23 protein-coding genes are annotated in these 25,667 nt (G+C 60.0%); 15 read left to right on the forward strand and 8 right to left on the reverse strand.

What is annotated here, in order from left to right:
- Positions 1-61: 61 nt before the first annotated feature.
- From cysG to L4G42_RS20975, 6 genes are all read right to left on the reverse strand, one after another.
- Positions 62-1,456: a siroheme synthase CysG gene (cysG, locus tag L4G42_RS20950; RefSeq protein WP_237252315.1), complete on the reverse strand. Its 1,395-nt coding sequence runs from the start codon at positions 1,454-1,456 to the stop codon at positions 62-64.
- Positions 1,457-2,737, reverse strand: coding sequence for a serine--tRNA ligase (gene serS, locus L4G42_RS20955; protein WP_237252314.1), 1,281 nt, complete (start codon positions 2,735-2,737; stop codon positions 1,457-1,459).
- Between the two features lie 16 nt (positions 2,738-2,753).
- Complete coding sequence (gene crcB, locus L4G42_RS20960) at positions 2,754-3,128, reverse strand: fluoride efflux transporter CrcB (protein WP_065989163.1); 375 nt, start codon at positions 3,126-3,128, stop codon at positions 2,754-2,756.
- Positions 3,128-4,450, reverse strand: coding sequence for a replication-associated recombination protein A (locus L4G42_RS20965; RefSeq protein WP_237252313.1), 1,323 nt, complete (start codon positions 4,448-4,450; stop codon positions 3,128-3,130). The genes crcB and L4G42_RS20965 overlap by 1 nt, the downstream gene beginning before the upstream one ends.
- An 18-nt stretch (positions 4,451-4,468) precedes the next feature.
- Positions 4,469-5,092 carry an outer membrane lipoprotein periplasmic chaperone LolA gene (gene lolA / locus L4G42_RS20970; RefSeq protein WP_237252312.1) on the reverse strand — a complete coding sequence of 208 codons (624 nt, stop codon included), beginning with the start codon at positions 5,090-5,092 and terminating at the stop codon, positions 4,469-4,471.
- A gap of 76 nt (positions 5,093-5,168) precedes the next feature.
- Entirely contained in the window at positions 5,169-7,574 is a 2,406-nt protein-coding gene (locus L4G42_RS20975) for a DNA translocase FtsK (RefSeq protein ID WP_237252311.1), read from the reverse strand.
- Between the two features lie 484 nt (positions 7,575-8,058).
- Here L4G42_RS20975 and aat point away from each other — a divergent pair, with 484 nt between their 5' ends.
- The 3 genes from aat (at position 8,059) to infA (ending at position 9,823) form a co-directional block, all read left to right on the forward strand.
- Positions 8,059-8,748: a leucyl/phenylalanyl-tRNA--protein transferase gene (gene aat / locus L4G42_RS20980; protein WP_237252310.1), complete on the forward strand. Its 690-nt coding sequence runs from the start codon at positions 8,059-8,061 to the stop codon at positions 8,746-8,748.
- A gap of 47 nt (positions 8,749-8,795) precedes the next feature.
- Positions 8,796-9,503, forward strand: coding sequence for an arginyltransferase (locus tag L4G42_RS20985; RefSeq protein ID WP_237261178.1), 708 nt, complete (start codon positions 8,796-8,798; stop codon positions 9,501-9,503).
- Between the two features lie 101 nt (positions 9,504-9,604).
- On the forward strand, positions 9,605-9,823 hold the full coding sequence (gene infA, locus L4G42_RS20990) for a translation initiation factor IF-1 (RefSeq protein WP_002553999.1): 219 nt from the start codon (positions 9,605-9,607) through the stop codon (positions 9,821-9,823).
- A 233-nt stretch (positions 9,824-10,056) separates the two neighbouring features.
- Here infA and clpA read toward each other — a convergent pair whose 3' ends face one another.
- A complete protein-coding gene (gene clpA / locus L4G42_RS20995) occupies positions 10,057-12,327 on the reverse strand; it encodes an ATP-dependent Clp protease ATP-binding subunit ClpA (RefSeq protein WP_065989148.1) in 2,271 nt (756 codons plus the stop codon).
- A 29-nt stretch (positions 12,328-12,356) separates the two neighbouring features.
- Positions 12,357-12,719 carry an ATP-dependent Clp protease adapter ClpS gene (clpS, locus tag L4G42_RS21000; protein WP_237252308.1) on the reverse strand — a complete coding sequence of 121 codons (363 nt, stop codon included), beginning with the start codon at positions 12,717-12,719 and terminating at the stop codon, positions 12,357-12,359.
- 222 nt (positions 12,720-12,941) lie between these two features.
- Between clpS and cspD the strand changes: the two genes are divergently transcribed.
- The 12 genes from cspD (at position 12,942) to L4G42_RS21060 (ending at position 25,664) form a co-directional block, all read left to right on the forward strand.
- The gene (cspD, locus tag L4G42_RS21005; RefSeq protein WP_272904033.1) at positions 12,942-13,208 is read left to right on the forward strand and encodes a cold shock domain-containing protein CspD; all 267 of its coding nucleotides are present in this window, start codon (positions 12,942-12,944) and stop codon (positions 13,206-13,208) included.
- Between the two features lie 610 nt (positions 13,209-13,818).
- Entirely contained in the window at positions 13,819-16,044 is a 2,226-nt protein-coding gene (locus tag L4G42_RS21010; RefSeq protein ID WP_237252307.1) for an NADP-dependent isocitrate dehydrogenase, read from the forward strand.
- Positions 16,045-16,240: 196 nt separating this feature from the next.
- Positions 16,241-16,681, forward strand: coding sequence for an NUDIX hydrolase (locus L4G42_RS21015; protein ID WP_237252306.1), 441 nt, complete (start codon positions 16,241-16,243; stop codon positions 16,679-16,681).
- Positions 16,682-16,926: 245 nt separating this feature from the next.
- On the forward strand, positions 16,927-18,057 hold the full coding sequence (gene mnmA / locus L4G42_RS21020; RefSeq protein ID WP_237252305.1) for a tRNA 2-thiouridine(34) synthase MnmA: 1,131 nt from the start codon (positions 16,927-16,929) through the stop codon (positions 18,055-18,057).
- Positions 18,057-18,677 (forward strand): high frequency lysogenization protein HflD, encoded by a 621-nt coding sequence (gene hflD, locus L4G42_RS21025; protein WP_237252304.1) that lies wholly within the window; start codon positions 18,057-18,059, stop codon positions 18,675-18,677. Before mnmA ends, hflD begins: the two co-directional genes overlap by 1 nt.
- Positions 18,678-18,809: 132 nt before the next feature.
- A complete protein-coding gene (gene purB, locus L4G42_RS21030; RefSeq protein ID WP_237252303.1) occupies positions 18,810-20,180 on the forward strand; it encodes an adenylosuccinate lyase in 1,371 nt (456 codons plus the stop codon).
- 84 nt (positions 20,181-20,264) lie between these two features.
- Positions 20,265-21,431, forward strand: a complete 1,167-nt coding sequence (locus L4G42_RS21035) for a ribosomal protein uL16 3-hydroxylase (RefSeq protein ID WP_237252302.1) — start codon at positions 20,265-20,267, stop codon at positions 21,429-21,431.
- Positions 21,424-21,849, forward strand: a complete 426-nt coding sequence (locus L4G42_RS21040; protein ID WP_237252301.1) for a GNAT family N-acetyltransferase — start codon at positions 21,424-21,426, stop codon at positions 21,847-21,849. Before L4G42_RS21035 ends, L4G42_RS21040 begins: the two co-directional genes overlap by 8 nt.
- Before the next feature lie 164 nt (positions 21,850-22,013).
- Positions 22,014-22,802: a secretin N-terminal domain-containing protein gene (locus L4G42_RS21045; protein ID WP_237252300.1), complete on the forward strand. Its 789-nt coding sequence runs from the start codon at positions 22,014-22,016 to the stop codon at positions 22,800-22,802.
- A gap of 369 nt (positions 22,803-23,171) precedes the next feature.
- Positions 23,172-23,315 (forward strand): hypothetical protein, encoded by a 144-nt coding sequence (locus L4G42_RS21050; protein ID WP_237252299.1) that lies wholly within the window; start codon positions 23,172-23,174, stop codon positions 23,313-23,315.
- A 122-nt stretch (positions 23,316-23,437) separates the two neighbouring features.
- Positions 23,438-24,763, forward strand: coding sequence for an isocitrate lyase (gene aceA, locus L4G42_RS21055; RefSeq protein ID WP_237252298.1), 1,326 nt, complete (start codon positions 23,438-23,440; stop codon positions 24,761-24,763).
- A 487-nt stretch (positions 24,764-25,250) separates the two neighbouring features.
- A complete protein-coding gene (locus L4G42_RS21060; RefSeq protein WP_037008823.1) occupies positions 25,251-25,664 on the forward strand; it encodes an NADH-quinone oxidoreductase subunit A in 414 nt (137 codons plus the stop codon).
- Positions 25,665-25,667: the final 3 nt, after the last annotated feature.

Below are 25,667 nucleotides of genomic sequence, written 5' to 3' on the forward strand. Positions count from 1 at the left end.
GCTCCTGCGGTTTTGCGTCCGATCGCGATTGATCACATACCCCAAACGCACTGGGGCGAAATCAGACGCTCGCCTGAGCCCCTTCGAACCACGCCAGCTTCTCCCTTAGCGTTACCACTTCCCCAACGATCACCAGGGTCGGCGCATGGACTTCGTGCTCCGCGACCAGCTGCGGCAGGTTGGCTAGCGTGCCGGTGAAGACGCGCTGGTTGACGGTGGTGCCCTGCTGGATCAGCGCTGCAGGCGTATCGGCCGAGCGACCGTGCTTGATCAACTGTTCGCAAATGACCGGCAGCCCGATCAGGCCCATGTAGAGCACCAATGTCTGGGATGGCGACACCAGATCCTTCCATGGAAGGTCAGTAGTACCGTTCTTCAGGTGACCGGTCACGAAACGCACGGACTGCGCGTGATCGCGGTGGGTCAGCGGAATGCCGGCGTAGGCCGCGCAGCCACTGGCCGCCGTGATACCGGGCACGACCTGGAAGGGGATGCCATGGGCCGCGAGCTCTTCGATTTCCTCGCCGCCACGGCCGAAGATGAACGGGTCGCCGCCCTTGAGCCGCACCACGCGTTTGCCCTGCTTGGCCAGATCCACCAACTGCTGGTTAATCTGGTCCTGGGGCAAGGCGTGATCGGCGCGTTGCTTGCCGACGTAGACCCGGTCGGCATCGCGACGGCACAAATCCAGAATCGCCGGCGCGACCAGGCGGTCGTACAGAACGACATCCGCCTGCTGCATCAAACGCAGCGCGCGGAAGGTCAGCAGATCAGGATCACCCGGCCCCGCGCCCACGAGGTAGACCTCACCGGTCGTGGCCGGCGCATCGCCGTCGATCTTCGCTTGCAACAGGCGCTCGGCTTCGGCGCCCTGCCCGGCCAGCTGCCGATCGGCGATGGGCCCCTGGAATACATCCTCCCAGAACGCCCGACGTTGCTGGACGTTGGGAAACAGCCCTTTTACCTGATGCCGAAAGCGCGCGGCCAAACCGGCCAGATGCCCGTACGTGGGCGGAATCCAGGTTTCCAGCTTGGCGCGGATCAGCCGTGCCAGCACCGGCGCATCGCCACCGCTGGACACCGCGATCACCAGCGGCGAACGGTCGACGATGGCGGGGAAGATCACACTGCACAAGGCAGGCGCGTCCACGACGTTGACCGGCACGCCGCGCTGACGGGCATCGGCTGACACCTGCGCATTGAGCGGCTCGTCGTCGGTGGCAGCGATGATCAGCACGCAGCCGTTGAGGTCAGACTCGGTGTAGCCGCGCAGAATCTGCTCGCCACCGCTTCGCTCGATCAGCGCGCGCACCTCCGCTCCGATTTCGGGAGCGACCACGCGCAGCACCGCCCCGGAATCAGCCAGCAGGCGAGACTTGCGCAAGGCAATCTCGCCGCCGCCCACCACCAGCACCCGAGCGCCCCGAAGGTTATGGAACAGCGGCAGAAATTCCATTTAGCCGATGACCTCGATGCCGCCCATCCATGGCTTGAGGACTTCCGGCACGCGAATCGAGCCGTCAGCCTGCTGGTAGTTTTCCAGCACCGCCACGAGCGTGCGACCCACTGCGAGACCCGAACCGTTCAGCGTGTGAACCAGTTCCGGCTTGCCGGTTTCAGGGTTGCGCCAGCGGGCCTGCATGCGACGCGCCTGGAAATCGCCACAGTTGGAGCACGACGAGATTTCACGGTATTTGTCCTGGCTCGGAATCCACACTTCCAGGTCGTAGGTCTTGACCGCACTGAAACCCATGTCACCGGTGCACAGCGCCAATACGCGGTACGGCAATTCGAGCAATTGCAGCACACGCTCGGCGTTACCGGTCAGGCTCTCCAGCGCTTCCATGGATTTTTCCGGCTCGACGATCTGCACCATCTCGACCTTGTCGAACTGGTGCTGACGGATCATGCCGCGCGTATCACGGCCCGACGCACCGGCTTCGCTACGGAAGCACGGCGTGTGGGCGACGAATTTCAACGGCAACTGCTTGGCGTCGAGAATTTCGCCGGAGACGATGTTGGTCAGCGACACTTCGGCGGTCGGGATCAGGTACAGATCGGCCTCGCCTTCGCGGGAGATCTTGAACAGGTCTTCTTCGAATTTCGGCAGCTGACCGGTGCCCTGCAACGCAGGCGCCTGGACCAGATACGGCGTGTAGGCCTCTTCGTAACCGTGCTCGTTGATGTGCAGCGTGATCATGAACTGCGCGAGCGCACGGTGCAGACGCGCAATCGGGCCACGCAACAGGGCGAAACGGGCGCCGGACAGCTTGGCAGCGGTTTCGAAATCCAGCCAGCCGAACTTCTCGCCCAGCGCAACGTGGTCCTGAACCGCGAAATCGAACGACGCCGGCGTGCCCCATGTGCGCACTTCGACGTTTTCTTCTTCGTCAGCGCCCACCGGCACCGACGCGTGGGGCAGGTTCGGCATGCTCAGGGCCATGGCATCGAGTTCGGACTGAATGGCGTCCAGCTCTTTCTTGCCGGTGCTCAGCTCTTCGGCCATGCGATCGATGTCAGCCATCAGCGGCGCGATGTCTTCACCGCGCTGCTTGGCCTGGCCGATGGATTTGGAACGGGCGTTACGCTCGGCCTGAAGCTGTTCGGTGCGGGTCTGCACCGTCTTGCGCTGGGCTTCCAGCGCTTCGATGCGGGCCACGTCCAGTGTGTAGCCACGGGAAGCCAGGCGATCCGCTACGTCCTGAAGTTGAGTACGCAGCAGTTTGGAGTCGAGCATATCGGTCTCTCGTATATTAAATTCGGGTCAAAGACAGGCCGGCCCACGTCGCGAGCAGCCCGCCCAGTACGCTGATGAGGGCGTAGCCAATGGCCAGAGGAGCCTGGCCGCTTTCAAGCAGGCGAATCGTGTCCAGTGAGAAAGACGAAAACGTCGTCAGACCACCGAGGAATCCCACCATCAATCCGGCGCGCAGTTCAATCGGGACTTCCGGGCGGATCAGAAACAGCCCGTAGAGCAGACCGATCAGCAGGCAGCCCACCAGATTCACCGCCAGCGTTGCGGTGTAGAAATAGCGCGGCCAGTTCGCAGCGACCACGTTAGCCGTCGCGAAACGCAGTAATGTACCAGCCACGCCACCGGCGGACACGGCAAGAATCAATTGAATCACTATTTTCTCCTCTGACGTGGGCTGGCGCGGTCGAGCGCCGACAGGTGTTTGAGCTTTTCGCCGATCTTCAGCTCAAGGCCGCGGGGGACCGGCTGGTAATACTGGCGCGGTTCGAGTTCGTCGGGGAAGTAATCCTCACCCGCCGCGTAAGCATCCGGCTCATCATGGGCGTAGCGGTATTCTTCGCCGTAGCCGAGCTGTTTCATAAGCTTCGTCGGCGCGTTGCGCAGGTGCAAGGGCACTTCCAGCGAACCATGCTCGGTGGCTTCGCGCATGGCCATCTTGAAACCCATGTACACGGCGTTGCTCTTCGGCGCGCAGGCCAGATAAACGATGGCCTGCGCCACGGCCAGTTCGCCTTCCGGACTGCCGAGGCGTTCCTGCACATCCCACGCCGACATGCACAACGGCAAGGCGCGCGGATCAGCATTGCCGATGTCTTCGCTGGCCATGCGCACCACGCGTCGCGCCAGATACAGCGGGTCGCAGCCGCCGTCGATCATCCGCGCGAACCAGTACAGCGCGGCGTCGGGGTTGGAGCCGCGAATGGATTTGTGCAGCGCAGAAATCTGGTCGTAGAACGCTTCGCCGCCCTTGTCGAAACGACGGCGGCTGTCACCGAGCAGGCTTTGCAGCAATTCGGGATCGATTTCGCTGCCGTCTTCCGCCAGGTCCGATGCGTTCTCCAGCAGATTGAGCATCCGCCGGCCATCGCCGTCCGCTGCGGCCAGAAGCGTCTTGAACGCCTCGTCGCCCAAGGTCAGATGCCGATTACCCAGCCCGCGCTCTTCGGTCAGCGCGCGGTTGACCAACTGACGCAGCGCCCCTTCGTCCAGGCTCTTGAGCACATAGACCCGCGCGCGGGAGAGCAGCGCGTTGTTGAGCTCGAATGAAGGGTTTTCGGTGGTGGCGCCGATGAAGATCAGCGTGCCGTCTTCGACGTAGGGCAGAAACGCATCCTGCTGCGACTTGTTGAAACGGTGCACTTCGTCGACGAACAGGATGGTGCGGCGACCGTATTGACCCGCCTGTTGCTTGGCGATCTCCACCGCCTGACGGATCTCTTTGACCCCGGCCAGCACCGCCGACACCGTTTCAAAATGCGCGTCGGAGACTTTGGCCAGCAACCGCGCCAGCGTGGTTTTACCTACGCCGGGCGGTCCCCAGAAAATCATCGAATGCAGGGCGCCCTGCTCCAGCGCTTCACGCAGTGGCTTGCCGTGGGCGAGCAGGTGCTGCTGGCCGACGTACTCGTCCAGATTGGTCGCCCGCAGGCGGGCGGCCAACGGTTGCGCGATCGGTTCAGTGCTGAACAGGTCCATGAAACAGGCGAACCCCTTTTATTCCTGAATGACGTCAGCGCCTTTCGGGATCTGGAACTGGAATTTGCTCGCCGGGACAGGCTCGTTGGCCTTGACGCCGGTGAACAGGATATTGGTGCGCTGGCCGACGCTGTCGATCAGCTGCATGTCGTTGATCATGCCGTTGCGGAACGACAAGCGCAGGCTATCGAACAGGGTGTCTTTGGACTTGGGCTTGAGCACGAAGTCGATCACGCCACCGGCTTCCTTGGCGCTGATGTCGAAGCTCTCGCTGATTTTCGACACGTCGCCGGACAGCAACAGCGCAGGGGTCTGGGTCAGACGCTGGTCGAGGGTCTTGATGGTGACCTGCTCCAGATCAGGGTCCCACAGGGAAACCTTCTTGCCGTCGGAAACCATCGTTTGCTCTTGCGGCGCGTCGGTGTGCCAGTAGAACAGGCCCGGGCGCTGCAAGGTCATCTCGCCGGCAGTTTCCTGCAGCTGGGTGCCGCCACCGTCGAGGGTGAGCTGGGAGAAACGCCCGCTCAGGGTTTTCGAGTTTTCCAGCAGTTGGGTCAGACGTGCCACGTCCTTGCTGTCGGCGTGGGCCGAGAGAGCAGAAAAAGCCAGTGCAGGTACCAACAGCATGCGGATAAGACGCATGGGATTCCTCTTTGAGTGTGGTTGAAGCCGGGCGCCGCCTCAGTGACGCCGCCCGGTTAAGCATGACGTTGAAGTGTCAGTCACGCATCGGGGCTGGCGCAATCACTTCACGCGAGCCGTTGGTGTTCATGGGCGTCACGACGCCGGCGTTTTCCATGGTTTCGATCATGCGCGCGGCGCGGTTGTAGCCAATCTTCAGCTTGCGCTGTACCGCAGAAATCGAAGCGCGGCGGCTTTCCAGCACAAACTTCACGGCTTCGTCGTACAGCGCATCACTTTCGCTGTCTTCGCCATCACCGCCGCCGCCGCCACCGTCGAAGCCGCTGCCCGGTTCTTCGACGCCGGCCAGGATGTCTTCGTTATAGTTCGGCGTGCCGCGCAGCTTCCACGCCTCAACGACGCGGTGAACCTCTTCGTCCGAGACAAACGCGCCGTGCACACGAATCGGCAGACTGGTGCCAGGCGGCATGTAAAGCATGTCGCCGTGACCCAGCAGTTGTTCAGCGCCGCCCTGATCGATGATGGTCCGGGAGTCGATCTTGCTCGACACCTGAAACGCCATGCGCGTCGGGATGTTCGCCTTGATCAGGCCGGTGATCACGTCCACCGAAGGTCGCTGGGTCGCGAGGATCAAGTGGATACCCGCCGCACGGGCTTTCTGGGCGATACGGGCGATGAGTTCTTCGACCTTCTTGCCGACGATCATCATCATGTCGGCGAACTCGTCGACCACCACAACGATGGTCGGCAGCTTGGTCAGCAGCGGCGCTTCGTCGTGAATGCTTTCGCGGTGGTACAGCGGATCGGACAGCGGCGTGCCGGCTTCCTCGGCTTCGCGCACCTTCTGGTTGAAACCCGACAGGTTACGCACGCCCATCTTGGCCATCAGTTTGTAGCGGCGTTCCATTTCAGCCACCGACCAGCGCAGGGCGTTGGCGGCGTCCTTCATGTCAGTGACCACCGGGCACAGCAAATGCGGGATGCCCTCGTAGATCGACAGCTCGAGCATCTTTGGGTCGATCATGATCAGCTTGGCGTCTTCCGGCCCGGACTTGAACAGGATCGACAGGATCATGGCGTTCACGCCCACCGATTTACCGGAACCGGTGGTACCGGCGACCAGCAGGTGCGGCATCTTGGCGAGGTCGGTGATGACCGGCTTGCCGCCGATGTCATGACCCAGCGCCAGGGTGACCGGCGATTTCGCGTCGTCGTATTCCGGCGTGGACAGGACCTCGGAGAAACGCACGATCTGGCGATCCTCGTTGGGAATTTCGATACCGACGGTGGTCTTGCCGGGAATGACCTCGACCACACGAACGCTGGTCACTGCCAGGGAGCGCGCCAGGTCTTTCGCCAGGTTTGAAATACGGCTGACTTTCACGCCGGCTGCCGGCTGGATTTCGTAACGGGTGATCACCGGGCCCGGATGAATCGAGTCCACCGTGACCTCGACACCGAATTCCTTGAGCTTGATCTCCAGCAGATGGCCCACCGCCGCCAGCGATTCAGGCGAATAGTTGAGCTGCTTTTTCTCGGCCGGGTCGAGGATCGAGATGGGCGGCAAGGTGCCTTCCACGGCGCTGTCGACGAACAACGGCGCCTGTTTCTCTTTTTGTACGCGCTTGCTCGGCTCAGATGCGCGTGGAGGTGCAGGGGCAATGACGGCTGGCACGTGTTTCTCACGGGCCGCCATATGTTCGGTCAACGCCTGCTCGCGCTCGATGAGGCGTTCCTTGGCTTTGGCCTGCTCGCGTCGATCCGGGGCAACCGGAGCGACCACTTCGTCGACACGCATGTCGACTTCGCGCAGCTGAGCGACCATTTGCTTGCGTTCAGTGCGGGCAATCCACCAGCGGTTGAGCGAGCCCGTGAACAGTTCAACCAGATCCAGGGTGATCTTGCCGGTGGTGTCCATGACCTTGAACCACGACAAATCGGTGAACACGGTCAGGCCGAACAGAAACAGCGCGATGAACAGCAATGTGCTGCCCTGAACATTCAGCGCGCGCTTGGCCAGATCGCCCAGCACCTCGCCCAGCACGCCGCCGGCCGAACCCGGCAGGCCCGAGGCCGAATGAAAGTGCAAGTGCGCCAGCGAAGCGCCGGCCAGCACGAGAAACACCAGACCGATCATGCGCCAGGAAAACAGCCAGCCGCTCCACTGCCATGGCTCATGGCGATGGCGGAAGACCTGATAGGCCTTGACGCCCAGCAGCAACGGGAAGATGTACGCGAAGTACCCGAGGATCATGAACAGGATGTCGGCGGAATAAGCACCGGCAAGGCCGGCGGCGTTCTGTACCTGGGCCGAGCTGCTCGTGTGGCTCCAGCCCGGATCGCCCTGATCGTAGGTCAACAGCGCCATGATCAGATACAGACACAGCGCGCCGAACGCGATCAGTGCACCTTCCTTGAGCCGGTAGTGCAGGTGCTGCCGCCAGAGCGGAACGGGGGTGGGTGCTATGGTGGATTTCTTCAAAACGCTTCAATTCCTGCGCGCAAGCGCGAACATCTGATGATTGACTGTGTACGACTGCCTTGACGAAATGGCAGCGGCTTTCCGGACATCGGCTGAAGAACGGCCTGACGACCGAAAAATCACGCCTGCGATAACGCACGCTCGACAGGTGACTTGAAATGAGGTTAAACAGCATCGGCATTGTACGGATTTGCGCGCCGCGCGCCACGTTAGTCTGGCGCGGTGCTTGCAGATGTTCAAGCTTCGCCGGCCGCTGACAATTTGAGCACGCATTTTCTTTGCCGACAAAGGCTTATGACGTGTTTTTCCTGCCCCCTTGAACTGTCAAAAGGCCATGCCGGGATGAAGAAACCAAGTGGTCCAACATCCGGGTGCAATCAAGCGGCTTGTGACCCTGTTTGCAACAGAGAGTTGCAGCATGGAGTTGCAGCCGGAGTTGCAAGCCTGCGTTGACGCCCCTCCCCTCTCGTAAAGTCTGGATGCCATGCTGACCTGGTTACAACGCGACACCCTTGATTTCCCTCCGCTGGAAAAAGCCATGCGCGAGCCCAATGGACTGTTGGCCGGCGGCGGCGATTTGTCTGCGGATCGTTTGATTGCAGCGTACCGCCACGGCTGCTTCCCCTGGTATCAGCAGGGCCAGCCGATTCTCTGGTGGTCGCCGGACCCGCGCACCGTGCTCTTCCCGGATGAGCTTCATGTATCACGCAGTCTGGGCAAGCTGCTGCGACAGCGGCATTATCGGGTCACCTTCGACCAGGATTTCGCGGCGGTCATTCAAGCGTGCGCCGAACCCCGGGCGTACACCGACGGCACGTGGATCACCGGCTCCATGCAGGCGGCCTATATCGAACTGCATGCGCGTGGCTTCGCCCACAGCGTCGAAGTCTGGGACGGCGACGCGTTGGTGGGCGGCCTGTATGGATTGGCCATGGGCCAGCTGTTTTTCGGCGAATCGATGTTCAGCCGCGCCGACAACGCCTCCAAGGTCGGCTTCGCAACGTTGGTCGAATACTTGAAAGAATCGGGTTTTGTTCTGATTGATTGCCAAATGCCTACCGAGCACCTGCTAAGCCTTGGCGCGCGCTCGATTGCGCGCCAGACGTTCGCCGACTATCTGCATAAACACCTCAATGCGAGCAATTACGCCGATTGGTCGCCTAGGCGAGTTTGATTGGCCTGGCATACACTCATGACTACAGTTTTTCTCGAGGGTTGATCATGACCGAGCTGGCGCGGCTGAAGTTCTATGCCACTCAACCCCACTCCTGTAGCTACCTGCCCGAGGAACAAGCCACCACGCTGTTTCTCGACCCCAGCCAGCCGATGGACGTCCAGGTCTATGCCGATCTCTCGGACATGGGGTTTCGCCGCAGTGGCGATCATCTTTACCGTCCGCACTGCCAGAACTGCAGCGCCTGTGTACCTGCGCGCATTCCGGTCGGACTCTTTGTGCCCGATCGTCAGCAAAAACGTATTTTCAAGAGGAACGCCGACCTCGAAGTGACGAGCACCAAGCCGCATTTCAGTGAGGAATACTTCGATCAGTATCAGCGTTACATCGAGCAGCGCCATGCCGATGGCGATATGTTTCCACCGAGCCGCGACCAGTTTTCCACCTTCCTGGTCCGCGACCTGCCGTTTTCGCGTTTTTACGAGTTCCGTCTGGAGGGCCGGCTGCTCGCCGTTGCAGTCACTGACCTGCTGCCCAACGGGCTCTCTGCCGTTTACACGTTCTACGAACCTTCGGAAGAGCGCCGCAGCCTGGGGCGTTACGCGATTCTCTGGCAGATCGCCGAAGCCGCACGCATGCAACTGCATGCGGTGTACCTCGGCTACTGGATAAAGAACTGCAAAAAGATGAATTACAAGACCCAATATCGCCCTATCGAACTGCTTACCAATCAAAGATGGGTCACTCTTTACTGAAGCCCTTGGCTTAAACCTCAATTTTCGGGCACAATGCAGCCCGCTTTTGCCTGGCTGCCGTTTGCACCGGGCCATTCATTGGATACCGAGGGCTTTACTGCATGTCGAAAGAAGACAGCTTCGAAATGGAAGGCACTGTCGTCGACACCCTGCCCAACACCATGTTCCGTGTGGAGTTGGAAAATGGGCACGTCGTAACCGCGCACATCTCCGGCAAGATGCGCAAGAACTACATCCGCATTCTTACCGGCGACAAGGTCCGCGTTGAGCTGACGCCCTACGACTTGAGCAAAGGGCGCATCACTTACCGCGCCCGCTAACAGGTCTTAACAAAAACGCCCGGCATATGCCGGGCGTTTTTGTGTTCGCTACTTAAGCACAGCACCCTGTGTAGGAGTGAGCTTGCTCGCGATGGCGTCGTGTCAGTCACCTGACGTGTCTCAGACAAATCGACATCGCGAGCAAGCTCACGCCTACAAGGGTTCGGCAAATTCGCAGCCAACAAAAAAGGCGCCATTCGGCGCCTTTCAGGTTTGTTGCATTAACCGAAACGTCAGGCCATTTCAGCCGTGGTTTCGTAATCGAACGTGATCTCGCCGTCCTTGAAGTCGATGTGTACCACACCGCCATGCTCGGACAACTCGCCAAAGAGGATTTCTTCGGCCAGCGGACGCTTGATCTTGTCCTGGATCAGACGTGCCATCGGACGTGCGCCCATCGCCGCGTCGTAACCACCTTCGGCCAGATAACCCCTCGCCGCTTCGGTCACTTCCAGCAGCACGCGCTTGTCTTCCAGCTGCGCCTGAAGTTCGGTAAGGAACTTGTCCACCACGCTCTTGATCACCTCATGGCTGAGGCGACCGAATTGAATGATGGTGTCCAGACGGTTGCGAAATTCCGGCGTGAAGCTCTTCTTGATCACTTCCATCGCATCAGAAGAGTGATCCTGATGGGTGAAACCGATCGAAGCCCGCGCTGCCGTTTCAGCACCGGCGTTGGTGGTCATGATCACGATCACATTGCGGAAGTCCGCCTTGCGCCCGTTGTTGTCGGTCAGCGTCCCGTGGTCCATGACCTGCAGCAGCAGGTTGAAGACTTCCGGGTGCGCCTTCTCGATTTCATCGAGCAGCAGCACGCAATGCGGTTGTTTGGTGACCGCTTCAGTCAGCAGGCCGCCCTGATCAAAACCGACATAGCCCGGCGGCGCACCGATCAGACGCGATACGGTGTGACGCTCCATGTACTCGGACATGTCGAAACGCACCAGCTCGATACCCAGCGCCTTGGCCAGCTGACGTGCCGCCTCGGTCTTGCCGACACCGGTCGGACCTGCAAACAGGAAGGAACCGACAGGCTTGTCCGGCGACTTGAGGCCTGCACGCGACAACTTGATCGCGGTGGACAGCGAGTCGATGGCGGCATCCTGACCGAACACCGTCAGCTTCAGGTCGCGCTCCAGATTACGCAGCAACTCCTTGTCAGAGCTGTTGACGTGTTTTGGCGGAATCCGCGCGATCTTCGCCACGATGTCTTCAACCTGCGGCACTTCAATACGCTTGACGCGCATTTCCACCGGTTGCAGCCGCTGATAGGCGCCCGCCTCGTCAATGACGTCAATGGCCTTGTCGGGCATGTGACGGTCATTGATGTAGCGCGACGCCAGTTCAGCAGCGGCACGCAGGGCTTCGTCGCTGTATTCGATATTGTGATGCTGTTCGAAACGGCCTTTCAGGCCGCGCAGAATGCCGATGGTGTCTTCGACTGACGGCTCCGAGACGTCAACCTTCTGGAAGCGACGTGCCAGCGCACGGTCTTTCTCGAAGATGCCGCGGAATTCCTGGAACGTGGTCGAACCGATGCAACGGATATCACCCGACGAGAGTAGCGGCTTGAGCAGGTTGGAGGCATCCATCACGCCACCGGACGCAGCACCCGCACCGATGATGGTGTGGATTTCGTCAATGAACAGGATTGCGTGCGGGCGTTTCTTCAACTCGCCGAGCAGCGCCTTGAAACGCTTCTCGAAATCGCCACGGTACTTGGTACCGGCCAGCAGTGCGCCCAGGTCGAGGGAGTACACGACGCTGTTGGCCAGCAAATCCGGCACCTGGTTGTCGACGATGCGTTTGGCCAGGCCTTCGGCAATGGCGGTTTTACCCACCCCGGCCTCGCCCACCAGCAGCGGGTTGTTCTTGCGACGCCGCGCGAGAATCTGAGCGACGCGCTCGACTTCCATCTCGCGCCCTACCAGCGGATCGATGCGGCCTTGACGGGCCAGCTCATTCAGGTTGCTCGCATAGGCATCCAGAGGATTGCCTGAGGAAGAAGACTCACCGCCCTCGTCATCCTGCATATCTTGCTCACCTTCAGATTGATCGCCATGCCCCGGCACTTTCGAAATACCGTGGGCGATGTAGTTGACGACATCGATACGGGCAACGCTCTGCTGCTTGAGCAGGAACACTGCCTGGCTTTCCTGCTCGCTGAAAATCGCTACCAGCACGTTTGCGCCAGTGACTTCCCGCTTGCCGGAACTCTGCACATGAAAAACCGCACGCTGTAGAACGCGCTGGAAGCCGAGTGTAGGTTGGGTCTCGCGATCCTCGTCATGCACAGGGATCAGCGGCGTGGTGGAGTCGATGAACTCCTGGAGGTCGTGTTTGAGTTTGTCGAGGTTTGCGCCGCAGGCACGCAGTACGGTGGCGGCAGCCTCATTGTCCAATAGGGCCAGCAGGAGGTGCTCGACGGTCATGAACTCATGACGTTTCGAGCGGGCCTCTTTGAAAGCCAAATTGAGGGTGACTTCGAGCTCACGGTTTAACATAGCTTCACCTCATACCCAAGTGTCCGGCGTTAACCGTCCTTCTCGATTTCACAGAGTAGCGGATGCTGGCTTTCCCTGGCGTACTGGTTGACCTGCATAGCCTTGGTCTCGGCGATGTCGCGGGTAAACAATCCGCAAACGGCCCGTCCCTCAGTATGGACGGCCAGCATGACCTTGGTCGCCAGCTCACGATTCAGGTTGAAAAACACCTCGAGCACTTCGACAACGAAATCCATCGGGGTGTAGTCATCGTTGAACAAAACCACCTTGTACATAGGCGGCACCTGCAATGTCGGCTTGGCTTCCTGTACAGCGGTGCCCGACGCATCGTCCTCATGGGGATGCGAGTCATCCTGATTGAATGTTAGTCGAATCTTGCTGATTGCATGCATGGTAAAGAAGGTTCACAGAGGACGTGATTGAAATAAATGGTGGCGGTGATACCGGTTTTCAACTGGACCGCCGCTTGACCTTGACTATCGGCCAATCGGTGTTACAAACAATAGAACCCACATTGGGTAAAAAGGGTCCGCGCAGTCAACCAAAATTTTTTAGGTCCGGCGGATGAGAGGTGATGATACTCCCATCGGAGTCCTTTGCAGAGGGATGTGACTATGCACAGCGGTAAGGTCAAGTGGTTCAACAACGCCAAGGGGTATGGCTTCATCGTTGAAGACGGCAAGTCTGAAGACCTGTTCGCGCACTACTCGGCGATCACGATGGAAGGCTATAAAACGCTGAAGGCCGGCCAGCCGGTTCAGTTCGAGATCACTCAGGGCCCCAAGGGTCTTCATGCCGTAGGCATCAGTGCGAAAGCAGTTGCTGATATCCCTGAGGCAGCCCCGCAGCACGAGAGACATTTCGAGAAGCAACAGGCATAGCGCAACAATCACGCCTGAGCCGGACCGTTCAAGCGCGAGATTCGAGAAGCCGGTCAATCCGTTCAGGGTTGGCCGGCTTTTTTTGTGCCGTTCATCTCACGCTCCATGCATCTATATTGCGTGCATCTATCGTGCATCTATTTAGGAGCGAGCAAACGCCATCGCGACACAGATGCTCCTTTAGTCGAAATCCGGTGATCGACTTGCCGGGGCGCATCGGCTTCAAACCACTGCGACAGGTTGCCGCAGGCCCCGTGGTACAAGGGCTGAACGGTTTCCCCGAGAAATCATGACACCTCCCGAGACCAGCGCGATCGTCCCGGGCACCGCAAAGCCGTCACACGAGTAGCGTAGTAATGGCCGGGTGCGGTGATATACTCGCGCCGGTGACCGTTGGGTCATTGGGGGCCGAACCACCTGAAACCAGGCTTTCAGCCCTCGACAGGCCAGACCGCTACCCGGGTCCGACCGTTTGACGCTCGACTGATGCACCCCCTATCACGCGACGAAATTCTCGACTTTCGGCTCATCGATACCTTGGGCGAAAGTGCCTACCCTGCGCATCTCGAAATTTTGTGTACGCTCAGCAAAGAAGAGAGTTATCCCGAAAATGTCCAACCGCTCGAAGATCACCTATACCTTCACTGACGAAGCGCCAGCCCTCGCCACCTACTCACTGCTGCCTATCATCGAAGCGTTCACCGCCTCCGCTGACATCGCCGTTGAAACCCGCGACATCTCGCTTGCAGCCCGCATCCTCGCCAGCTTTCCCGAGCGCCTGGGTGACAAGAAGGTTTCCGACGATCTGGCAGAGCTGGGCCAACTGGCGACCACACCGGAAGCCAACATCATCAAGCTGCCGAACATCAGCGCCTCGGTTCCACAACTGAAGGCCGCGATCAAGGAACTGCAAGCCAAGGGCTACGACATCCCGAACTATCCGGATGAAGTCGTGACCGAAGCCGACAAGGTTGCTCAGGCTGGCTACGACAAAGTGAAAGGCAGCGCCGTGAACCCGGTTCTGCGTGAAGGTAACTCTGATCGCCGAGCGCCGCTCTCCGTCAAGAACTATGCGCGCAAGCACCCGCACAAAATGGGCGCCTGGTCTGCGGACTCCAAGTCCCACGTGGCGCACATGGACAACGGCGACTTCTACGGCAGCGAAAAATCCTCGCTGATCGAAGCCGCTGGTGCCGTGAAGATCGAGCTGATCGGCAAAGACGGCAGCACCACCGTGCTGAAGGACAAGACCTCGGTACTGGCGGGCGAGATCATCGACTGCGCCGTCATGAGCAAGAAAGCCCTGCGCGCGTTCGTGGCCCGTGAAATCGAAGACGCCAAGAAGCTCGGCGTGCTGTTCTCCGTGCACTTGAAAGCCACCATGATGAAAGTCTCGGACCCGATCATGTTTGGTGAGTTCGTCGCCGAGTACTATCAGGAAGCGCTGAGCAAGCACGCTGACGTCCTGAAAGAAATCGGATTCAACCTGCACAATGGCATCGGCGACCTGTACGCCCGCATCAAAGACCTGCCGGCCGACCAGCAAGCGCAGATCGAAGCGGACGTCAAAGCCGTCTACGCGACCCGCCCTCCTCTGGCGATGGTCAACTCCGACAAGGGCATCACCAACCTGCACGTGCCGAGCGACGTCATCGTCGACGCCTCGATGCCGGCGATGATTCGTGATTCCGGCAAGATGTGGAACAACGACGGCGTCCTGCAGGACACCAAGGCCGTGATCCCGGATCGTTGCTACGCGACCATCTATCAGGCGGTGATCGAAGACTGCAAGCAACACGGCGCCTTCGACCCGACCACCATGGGCAGCGTGCCAAACGTTGGCCTGATGGCACAGAAAGCCGAAGAGTACGGCTCGCACAACAAAACCTTCCAGATCGAAACCGATGGCGTGGTCCGTGTGACCGACGACAAAGGTCAGGTCTTGATGGAGCAGAACGTTGAAGCCGGCGACATCTGGCGCATGTGCCAGACCAAGGACGCGCCGATTCAGGACTGGGTCAAATTGGCCGTCAACCGTTCGCGCCTGAGTGGCACGCCTGCCATTTTCTGGCTGGACCCTGAGCGCTCCCACGACGCGGCGATGATCAAGAAGGTCGAGCAGTACCTGAAGGATCACGACACTGCAGGTTTGGACATAAGCATCCAGTCGCCAGTCGACGCGATGAAGGTTTCCCTGGAGCGCATCCGCGCGGGCAAGGACACCATTTCGGTGACCGGCAACGTGCTGCGCGACTACCTGACCGACCTGTTCCCGATCATGGAACTGGGCACCAGCGCCAAGATGCTGTCCATCGTGCCGCTGATGAGTGGCGGTGGTCTGTTCGAAACCGGCGCAGGTGGTTCGGCGCCGAAGCACGTTCAACAGCTGAACGAAGAGAACTTCCTGCGCTGGGATTCGCTGGGCGAATTCCTGGCACTGGCCGCTTCTCTCGAGCACCTGGGCAACGTCTACGACAACCCGAAAGCGCTGGTACTTGCCACCGCCCTGGACAAGGCCACCGGTCAGTTCCTGGACAACAACAAGTCGCCATCGCGCAAGGTCGGCGGTATCGACAACCGTGGCAGCCACTTCTACCTGGCCACCTACTGGGCTCAGGCTCTGGCGGCACAGACCGAAGATACGGCGCTGCAAGCCAAGTTCACCGAGCTGGCAAAAACCCTGGCTGACAACGAAGCGACCATCGTCGCCGAGCTGAACAGCGTACAGGGCAAGCCATTGGACATCGGCGGCTACTACTTCCCTACCCCGGAACTGGCCAGCAACGCCATGCGCCCAAGCAAGACCCTGAACGACGCGATCAATGCGTTGAAGTAAGGCGTGCCGATGGGTGGCTAAACGCTGCCCGGTGCGATGAGAAAGCCCTGGCCAATGCGCCGGGGCTTTTTTTTTGCTGACACCACCCCAGTAGGAGCCATCGGAGGTTACGAGGGTCGCGAATGCGGTTTACCTGACACTGCGCACCGCGGGCCTCGTAAACTCGGATGGCGCCTACAGATAACGAGAAGCCCCAATGACCTGGCACCCCCACATCACCGTCGCAACCGTCATCGAAGACAACGGCCGTTTCCTGTTTGTCGAAGAATTGAAAAACGGCAAGCTGGTGCTCAATCAGCCTGCCGGGCACCTGGAGCCTGATGAAACCCTGCGTGAAGCGGCCATCCGCGAAACCCTCGAAGAAACCGGCTGGGACGTCGAACTGACCGGCGTCGTCGGCATTTACCTGTACACCGCGCCGAGCAATAGCGTGACTTACCAGCGCGTGTGTTTTTCGGCCAAAAAGATGCAGCACCACCCCGAGCGGGCGTTGGACACCGGGATTGTCGGGGCTCCGTGGCTGACCCGCGAGGAACTGGCCAGCCAACCCGAACGCTGGCGCAGCGAGCTGGTGCTGCAGTGCATTGATGACTACCTCGCAGGCCCGACCCACAGCCTGGACGTCGTACGCGACTGACCGACCTCTTCCCGGCTGAAGCCGGTCCCACTATCAAGCGCAGGCCCCTTGTAGGACCGGCTTTAGCCGGGAAAGCGTCAGGTGCCACACCGCGACATTCAGGGTACCCATTCAGGCCCATTCCCGCCTGAAGCCAGTCCTGCTAATCCCATGCGTTGCGTCAGCGCAACTGAATAGCTTTTAGCCTTGGCGCCGACTCCCTGTTAGAATCGCGCCCTTTCCTGCTGCTACCCAATCGAATTCCTATGTCTGATTCAGCCTTTTCCGATACAGAAAAGAAGCGCGTCATCGTCGGCATGTCCGGCGGCGTGGATTCTTCGGTCTCCGCCCTTCTGCTCATGGAGCAGGGGTACCAGGTGGAAGGCCTGTTCATGAAGAACTGGGAAGAAGACGACGGAACGGAATACTGCACCGCCATGGACGACCTCGCGGACGCCCAGGCCGTGTGCGACAAGATCGGTATCAAACTGCACACCGTGAACTTCGCGGCCGAGTACTGGGATCACGTCTTCGAGCATTTCCTCGAAGAATACAAAGCCGGGCGCACGCCGAACCCTGACATCCTGTGCAACCGCGAGATCAAGTTCAAAGCCTTTCTCGACTACGCCTTCATGCTCGGCGCCGATCTGATCGCCACCGGTCACTACGTGCGTCGCCGCGACATTGACGGTCGCACCGAACTGCTCAAGGGCCTGGACCCGAACAAGGACCAGAGCTACTTCCTGCATGCCGTCGGCGGCGAGCAGATTGCCAAGACGCTGTTCCCGGTCGGCGAGCTGGAGAAGCCCGAGGTGCGCGCCATCGCCGAGAAATACCAGCTGGCGACCGCGAAGAAGAAGGACTCGACCGGCATTTGCTTCATCGGCGAGCGTCGTTTCACCGACTTCCTCAAGCAATACCTGCCGGCGCAGCCCGGCGAGATCAAGACCACCGAAGGCGAAGTCATCGGTCGGCATGCCGGCCTGATGTACCACACCATCGGCCAGCGTCAGGGCCTGGGCATCGGCGGGCTGAAAGATGCTGGCGATGAGCCGTGGTACGTGCTGGTCAAGGACCTGGAGCACAATGAACTGATCGTCGGCCAGGGCAACGAACACCCATGGCTGTTCTCCCGCGCCTTGCTCGCTTCGGAGATCTACTGGGTCAACCCGATCGACCTGAGCAGCCCGCGCCAGCTGACCGCCAAAGTGCGTTACCGCCAGAGCGACCAGCGCTGCACGCTGGAACGCACCGCAACCGGCTATCGCGCCACCTTCGACGAGCCGCAACGCGCGGTAACGCCGGGCCAGTCGGTGGTGTTTTATGACGGCGAGGTCTGCCTGGGTGGCGGCGTCATCGAAATCGCCGAGCCGTGGCACACCAGGAATGCACGTTGATGACCCCGATTCAGGAACAACTTGTCGCCCTGGCCGGGGTCTTTCAGGCCGCCGTGCTGGTCGATCGCATCGCCAAGACCGGTCAGGCCGGTGAAGCCGCCGTTGGCTGCCTGATGGGGACGCTGTTGGTCATGGACCCGAAAGACACGCTGGACGTGTTCGGCGGCGACGATCTGAATCTGCATGAGGGCTATCGCGCCCTCGCCAGCGCCCTCGAACGCGATCCCGCCACGTTGCAACGTGAACCGTTGCGTTATGCCCTGGCGATGCTGGGCCTGGAGCGCCAGCTGTCCAAGCGTGACGACATGCTCGACACCATTGGCAAGCGCCTGCCGCAGATCAAATCCCAGGTCGAGCATTTCGGTATCGTTCACGAGAACGTCATTGCCGCCAGCGGCGCGCTGTATCAGGACACCCTGAGCACCTTGCGTCAGCGGATTCAGGTCCACGGCGACATGCGCAATCTGCAGCAACCCAACAATGCGTCGAAAATCCGCGCGCTCTTATTGGCCGGAATTCGCTGCGCACGACTTTGGCGACAGGTGGGCGGTCACCGCTGGCAACTGGTCATCAGCCGCCGCAAGTTATTGAAAGAACTGTATCCATTGCTTCACCGCTGAGTGGCCAATGCCATTCAACCCGCTCCGAACCCGACATCGCGCGACTCATAACGGTCAGCCAGCCTCGGCTGACCGAAGTTTTCATGTATGATACGCGCCCCTTTTCGTTGCCTGACAGTCCGAGAACACCCCATGCAGCTTTCTTCGCTCACTGCGGTTTCCCCTGTAGATGGCCGCTACGCCGGCAAAACCCAGGCCCTGCGCCCGATTTTCAGCGAATACGGCCTGATCCGTTTCCGCGCCCTGGTGGAAGTACGCTGGCTGCAACGCCTGGCGGCTCACCCGCAAATCCCGGAAGTCCCGGCGTTTTCCGCCGAAGCCAACGCCATCCTCGATGCCCTGGCCAATGACTTCGCCCTCGAGCACGCCGAGCGCGTCAAAGAGATCGAGCGCACCACCAACCACGACGTCAAGGCCATCGAGTACCTGCTCAAGGAGCAGGCTACCAAGTTGCCGGAGCTGGCCAAGGTCAGCGAGTTCATCCACTTCGCCTGCACCAGCGAAGACATCAACAACCTGTCCCACGCGCTGATGCTGCGCGAAGGCCGTGACACCGTGTTGCTGCCGCTGATGCGTCAGATCGCCGAGTCCATCCGCGAGCTGGCGATCCGTTTCGCCGCCGTGCCGATGCTGTCGCGCACCCACGGTCAGCCGGCCTCGCCGACTACCCTGGGCAAGGAACTGGCCAACGTCGTTTACCGCCTGGAGCGTCAGATCGCTCAAGTGGCCGCCGTGCCACTACTGGGCAAGATCAACGGCGCCGTCGGCAACTACAACGCGCACCTGTCGGCCTACCCGGACATCGACTGGGAAGCCAACGCCCGCGCCTTCATCGAAGACGAGCTGGGTCTGGGCTTCAACCCCTACACCACGCAGATCGAACCGCACGACTACATTGCCGAGCTGTTCGACGCGATTGCCCGTTACAACACGATCCTGATCGACTTCGACCGCGACATCTGGGGCTACATCTCCCTGGGCTATTTCAAGCAGCGCACCATCGCCGGCGAAATCGGTTCGTCGACCATGCCGCACAAGGTCAACCCGATCGACTTCGAGAACTCCGAAGGCAACCTCGGCATCGCCAACGCGCTGTTCCAGCATCTGGCCAGCAAGTTGCCGATCTCCCGCTGGCAGCGCGACCTGACCGACTCCACCGTGCTGCGCAACCTCGGCGTGGGCTTTGCTCACAGCGTGATTGCCTACGAAGCGAGCCTCAAAGGCATCAGCAAGCTGGAGCTCAACGAGCAGAAGATCGCCGCCGATCTGGACGCTTGCTGGGAAGTCCTGGCCGAGCCGATTCAAACGGTCATGCGTCGCTACGACATCGAAAACCCGTACGAGAAGCTCAAGGAATTGACGCGCGGCAAGGGCATCGGCCCTGAAGCGCTGCTGACCTTCATCGACGGCCTGGACATGCCTGCCGAAGCCAAGGCCGAGTTGAAGAAGCTCACGCCGGCGAACTACATCGGCAACGCCGTGGCGCAAGCCAAGCGCATCTGACCGCACTGCACACGCTCTGAACGCCCGGCTGAGCCGGGCGTTTTTATTCCCGTCGTAAAAACTCTTTTTTTCAATAGGTTACACATGAATCCTGACATCCCTCTTCAGCTCCTAGGTGGTATCACAGCGCGCGAGTTCCTGCGTGACTACTGGCAGAAGAAACCTTTGCTGATCCGTCAGGCCATTCCGGATTTCCAGAGCCCGATCGACGCCGATGAACTGGCCGGCCTGGCGCTGGAAGAAGAAATTGAATCGCGCCTGGTGATCGAGAAAGGCGAGCGCCCGTGGGAGCTGCGTCGCGGTCCGTTCGCCGAAGACGACTTCAGCAAGTTGCCGGAGCGCGAGTGGACCCTGCTGGTCCAGGCCGTGGATCAGTTTGTGCCCGAGGTCAGCGAACTGCTGGAAAACTTCCGCTTCCTGCCGAGCTGGCGCATCGATGATGTGATGATCAGCTACGCCGCGCCGGGCGGCAGCGTCGGCCCGCATTTCGACAACTACGACGTGTTCCTGCTGCAGGGCCACGGCAAGCGTCACTGGCAGATTGGCCAGATGTGCGACTCCGAAAGCAAACTCCTTGAGCACGCCGACCTGCGCATCCTCGCCGACTTCAAGGGCACGGACGAGTGGACGCTGGAACCGGGCGACATGCTCTACCTGCCCCCGCGTCTGGCCCACTGCGGCGTCGCGGTGGATGAGTGCCTGACGTACTCGGTCGGCTTCCGCGCGCCAAGCGCCGCCGAAGTGCTGACCCACTTCACCGACTTCCTCAGCCAGTTCATGCCTGAAGAAGAGCGCTACACCGATGCCGACGCGCAACCGGTCAGCGATCCGCACCAGATTCAGCACGATGCCCTCGACCGCCTGAAGGGCTTGCTGGCCGAGCACATGGGTGACGAGCGCCTGCTGTTGACCTGGTTCGGCCAGTTCATGACCGAACCGCGCTATCCTGAACTGGTGGTTGGCCCGGAACTGGCCGAGAGCGAGCTGCTCGACAGCCTGGAACAAGGCGCCGTGCTGATCCGCAACCCGAGCGCGCGACTGGCGTGGTCGGAAGTCGACGACGACCTGCTGCTGTTCGCCAGCGGTCAGAGCCGTCTGTTGCCCGGCCATCTGCGCGAACTGCTGAAAATGATCTGCGCAGCCGATGCACTGCACATCGACAATCTGGGCCAATGGCTGGCAGATGACGATGGACGCAACCTGCTCTGTGAGCTGGTCAAACAAGGAAGTCTGGGGTTTGCTGATGAATAAGATCCACGTACGGGTAGCCGACTGGCAGAAAGACAACGCCGACATCCGGCGCATTCGCGACGCTGTATTCGTGTCGGAACAGTCGGTTCCGCCCGAACTGGAATGGGACTCGGAAGATGCAGGCGCCCTGCATTTTCTGGCGCTTGAAGGCGATTACGCAGTGGGCACCGCGCGTTTGCTCGCCGATGGTGAGTTCGGTCGCCTGTCCGTGCTCAAGGACTGGCGCGGCCTGAGCGTGGGCGAGGCGCTGATCACCGCCATCCTCGCCGAAGCAGAGCGCCGCGACCTGAAACAGCAGCGGCTCAGCGCTCAGGTTCATGCCACGGCACTCTATGAGCGCTTCGGCTTTACCGTGGTCAGCGACGAGTTTCTTGAAGCCGGCCTGCCCCATGTGGACATGGTGCGCAACTCGCACTGATTGCTCGTGGCAAAACCCTTACGCCCCGGCGTACGCGTTTCGGCTGTCTATGCTGAAACGCGAGCCCCGGGGCGTTTTGCTGTCTGCGATTCAACTTGGTGCTGCGCGGGCCGACAAACTGGCAAACTCGTCGTTTAGACGCGCCCCTCGCGGAGACCACATCGATGTCATTACGCACCCTGCTCGCTTCACTGTTGTTGGCTTGCAGCTTCACGGCCGCGGCCGCCACAGAAGTCATCCCCCTGAATTACCGCACCAGCGACGATCTGCTGCCCACCGTGAAGTCGTTTCTAGGCAACGAAGGCAGCGTCAATGCCTACGGCAACAAGCTGATCGTCAATGCCGAACCGGACAAGATCAGCGAGCTGCGCGACCTCCTCGGCCAGCTCGACACTGCGCCGAAACGGCTGATGATCAGCGTTGACACGAGTGACAGCACGGTCCAGAGCGACCAGGGCTACTCGGTCAACGGCACCGTGCGTTCGCAGGACGGACGCCTCAGTGCCGACGGCCGGACGCGCATCCAGAATTACGGCACCGCAAGCCGCGACGGCGGCGTGCAGCAGGTTCAGGCCAATGAAGGTACGCCTGCGCTGATTCAGGTGGGCCAGAGCATACCGATCACCTCACTGCAGTCCGATGGTTATGGCTACCCGCAGACCAACACGCAATACCGCAACGTGACCCAGGGCTTCTATGTCACCGCGACGGTCACCGGCGACATCGTCCACCTGAGCATCAGCACCAACAACGATCGCATGAGCCAGCAGCAGGCTGACGCGATCAAGGTGCAGAGCACCGACACACAAGTCAGCGGTCGTCTGGGCGAGTGGATTACGCTCGCCGGCGTCAGCGACCAGTCCCGCGCCGACGAGCATGGTGTGGCCCGCCGCTACTCAACGCAGGGCAGCAACGACATGCAGCTGCGCGTGAAGGTCGACAGCCTGGATTGAGGGAACATCTTTTACGACTCCACTGAATCGACGCCCTGCAATCTGTAAGAGCCGGCTTGCTGGCGAACGGTGTCTGTCATTCACCGCTGCGTCGGTTGGAAAATGGTTCGCCAGCAAGCCGGCTCTTACAGCTTTTGCGCACGACACTGGCTCATCAGACGGCCCGAACACTCAGCAACCTCATCAATTATGTAGTGCCCGATCCGGCACTACATCCTGTCCTAATCCAGTGACCACCCAGTACCCACGCTGACTTGCCCTTTCCAGCACCCGCACGCCCGAAACTGACCACCCGGTCGCGTCGGACGAAATATGTAGTGCGACCAAAAAAGCACTACAAAGTATTTGACGAGGCAAAAGCGCCGAGGCATGATGGCCTCGCTCCCGCTGATCGGAGGTTGTGCAGAACGCCTCCTGATCGCGCTCGAACTCAACACGTTCGCGCCGATTAACGTCATTTCCGCCCAAAAGGCAGCTTCATCGCCTCATCATCCTGATGGCGAAAAAATCTGACCGAGAAACCATGCGTTCCGATTCAGCGAGCAGCCATCAGTGCGCCTTGAAGAAACACCGGCGCCGGCGAAGCAAGGAGCTTCACCTCAAGACCCACAACACCAAGCAACGAGGTTTACCCCATGGCACTGACACGCGAACAACACATTGCAGCCATCGAGAAAGACTGGGCCGAGAATCCACGCTGGAAAGGCGTAACCCGCACCTACTCCGCTGCTGACGTCGTCCGCCTGCGTGGCTCGGTCCAGCCTGAACACACGTTTGCAAAGCTGGGCGCTGACAAGCTGTGGAACCTGGTGACTCAGGGCGCCAAGCCTTCCTTCCGTCCCGACAAGGATTTCGTCAACTGCATGGGTGCCCTCACCGGTGGCCAGGCCGTGCAACAAGTCAAAGCCGGTATCCAGGCGATTTACCTGTCTGGCTGGCAAGTCGCGGCGGACAACAACTCCGCCGAATCGATGTACCCCGATCAGTCGCTGTACCCGGTCGACTCAGTGCCGACCGTGGTCAAGCGCATCAATAACGCGTTCCGCCGCGCCGACCAGATCCAGTGGAAAGCCGGCAAGAACCCTGGCGACGAAGGCTATATCGACTACTTCGCGCCGATCGTGGCCGACGCTGAAGCCGGTTTCGGGGGCGTGCTCAACGCTTACGAGCTGATGAAGAGCATGATCGAGGCAGGCGCTGCGGGCGTGCACTTCGAAGATCAACTGGCCTCGGTGAAAAAATGCGGCCACATGGGCGGCAAGGTTCTGGTTCCAACCCAGGAAGCCGTACAGAAACTGGTGGCCGCACGTCTGGCTGCTGACGTTGCCGGCGTGCCGACCATCATTCTGGCGCGCACCGACGCCAACGCTGCGGACCTGCTGACTTCGGACTGCGACCCGTACGACCAGCCGTTCGTGACCGGGACTCGCACGCCGGAAGGCTTCTATAAAGTACGCGCCGGTCTGGACCAGGCGATTTCCCGTGGCCTGGCGTACGCGCCGTATGCCGATCTGATCTGGTGCGAAACCGCCAAGCCGGATCTGGACGAGGCCCGTCGCTTCGCCGAAGCGATCAAGAAGGAATACCCGGATCAGCTGCTGTCCTACAACTGCTCGCCTTCCTTCAACTGGAAGAAGAACCTGGACGACGCGACCATCGCCAAATTCCAGCGCGAGCTGTCGGCAATGGGCTACAAGCATCAGTTCATCACGCTGGCAGGCATCCACAACATGTGGCACAGCATGTTCAACCTGGCCCATGACTACGCCCGCAACGACATGACTGCCTACGTGAAACTGCAAGAGCAGGAGTTTGCCGACGCCGCCAAGGGCTACACGTTCGTGGCGCACCAGCAGGAAGTGGGCACCGGTTACTTCGATGACATGACCACGGTGATTCAGGGCGGTAAATCTTCAGTGACCGCACTGACCGGTTCGACGGAAGAAGAACAGTTCCATTAAGCCACTACACGGTGTGATTTCAGAGGCCGCCTTCGGGCGGTTTTCTGATGACGGTGGCCGATTTAACCTACGTTGCCCGTCAACTGTTAACGATAGAAAACTCAAATCAGCGCGTAAAAGTTAATTAATCACACAATTAATGCCGGCTTCTTCTCCCGGTTAATTAAACGGGAACTTCGTCACGTTCCAGTGACACACATCAAACACAGCCGCCAAATGATATTTATTATCATTTAAGCTCAGCCAAACTGTCGACCCGTCGTAAGAAACATATTTCTCCAAACCCTCTTCCACGCCCGTCCCTGCTGGGGCTACGCATGAAAACCGTGACCTATCTCATTAATCCTGCGAATAAATTTGATGCAGAAAATTTACTTGCCCTCCTTTTGCACATAAAATCCCGGGATTGATCGCGCTGCGACATATCGTCACTGCTTCTACTTCTTTCAAGCCCAGAGACCTTTGCTCTCTGTTAAGGACTGCCAGCATGCCCGACTCGACAGGATTGATTGCCCACAATTGGGGCTTCGCCGTGTTTCTCCTTGGTGTCGTCGGCCTCTGCGCCTTCATGCTCGGTCTTTCCAGCCTGCTGGGTTCCAAGGCCTGGGGCCGCAGCAAAAACGAACCGTTCGAATCCGGCATGCTGCCCACCGGCGGCGCCCGTCTGCGGCTCTCGGCAAAATTCTATCTGGTCGCGATGCTCTTCGTGATATTCGACATTGAAGCCCTCTTTCTGTACGCCTGGTCTGTGTCCGTCCGCGAAAGCGGCTGGACCGGCTTCGCCGAAGCGCTCGTTTTCATAGCAATTCTGTTGGCAGGTCTTGTCTACCTATGGCGGGTAGGGGCGCTCGATTGGGCTCCCGTTGGTCGTCGTAACCGGCAGGCGAAGCTAAAACAATGAGGC

The sequence above is a fragment of the Pseudomonas petrae genome (assembly GCF_021728295.1).
In the GTDB taxonomy this organism is placed as follows: domain Bacteria; phylum Pseudomonadota; class Gammaproteobacteria; order Pseudomonadales; family Pseudomonadaceae; genus Aquipseudomonas; species Aquipseudomonas petrae.

Coding starts and splice junctions, on each gene's coding strand:
- cysG (WP_237252315.1), bottom strand. CDS start 1,456: ATGGAATTTCTGCCGCTGTTCCATAACCTTCGGGGCGCTCGGGTGCTG.
- serS (WP_237252314.1), bottom strand. CDS start 2,737: ATGCTCGACTCCAAACTGCTGCGTACTCAACTTCAGGACGTAGCGGAT.
- L4G42_RS20965 (WP_237252313.1), bottom strand. CDS start 4,450: ATGGACCTGTTCAGCACTGAACCGATCGCGCAACCGTTGGCCGCCCGC.
- lolA (WP_237252312.1), bottom strand. CDS start 5,092: ATGCGTCTTATCCGCATGCTGTTGGTACCTGCACTGGCTTTTTCTGCT.
- aat (WP_237252310.1), top strand. CDS start 8,059: ATGCTGACCTGGTTACAACGCGACACCCTTGATTTCCCTCCGCTGGAA.
- L4G42_RS20985 (WP_237261178.1), top strand. CDS start 8,796: ATGACCGAGCTGGCGCGGCTGAAGTTCTATGCCACTCAACCCCACTCC.
- infA (WP_002553999.1), top strand. CDS start 9,605: ATGTCGAAAGAAGACAGCTTCGAAATGGAAGGCACTGTCGTCGACACC.
- clpA (WP_065989148.1), bottom strand. CDS start 12,327: ATGTTAAACCGTGAGCTCGAAGTCACCCTCAATTTGGCTTTCAAAGAG.
- clpS (WP_237252308.1), bottom strand. CDS start 12,719: ATGCATGCAATCAGCAAGATTCGACTAACATTCAATCAGGATGACTCG.
- cspD (WP_272904033.1), top strand. CDS start 12,942: ATGCACAGCGGTAAGGTCAAGTGGTTCAACAACGCCAAGGGGTATGGC.
- L4G42_RS21010 (WP_237252307.1), top strand. CDS start 13,819: ATGTCCAACCGCTCGAAGATCACCTATACCTTCACTGACGAAGCGCCA.
- L4G42_RS21015 (WP_237252306.1), top strand. CDS start 16,241: ATGACCTGGCACCCCCACATCACCGTCGCAACCGTCATCGAAGACAAC.
- mnmA (WP_237252305.1), top strand. CDS start 16,927: ATGTCTGATTCAGCCTTTTCCGATACAGAAAAGAAGCGCGTCATCGTC.
- hflD (WP_237252304.1), top strand. CDS start 18,057: ATGACCCCGATTCAGGAACAACTTGTCGCCCTGGCCGGGGTCTTTCAG.
- purB (WP_237252303.1), top strand. CDS start 18,810: ATGCAGCTTTCTTCGCTCACTGCGGTTTCCCCTGTAGATGGCCGCTAC.
- L4G42_RS21035 (WP_237252302.1), top strand. CDS start 20,265: ATGAATCCTGACATCCCTCTTCAGCTCCTAGGTGGTATCACAGCGCGC.
- L4G42_RS21040 (WP_237252301.1), top strand. CDS start 21,424: ATGAATAAGATCCACGTACGGGTAGCCGACTGGCAGAAAGACAACGCC.
- L4G42_RS21045 (WP_237252300.1), top strand. CDS start 22,014: ATGTCATTACGCACCCTGCTCGCTTCACTGTTGTTGGCTTGCAGCTTC.
- L4G42_RS21050 (WP_237252299.1), top strand. CDS start 23,172: ATGATGGCCTCGCTCCCGCTGATCGGAGGTTGTGCAGAACGCCTCCTG.
- aceA (WP_237252298.1), top strand. CDS start 23,438: ATGGCACTGACACGCGAACAACACATTGCAGCCATCGAGAAAGACTGG.
- L4G42_RS21060 (WP_037008823.1), top strand. CDS start 25,251: ATGCCCGACTCGACAGGATTGATTGCCCACAATTGGGGCTTCGCCGTG.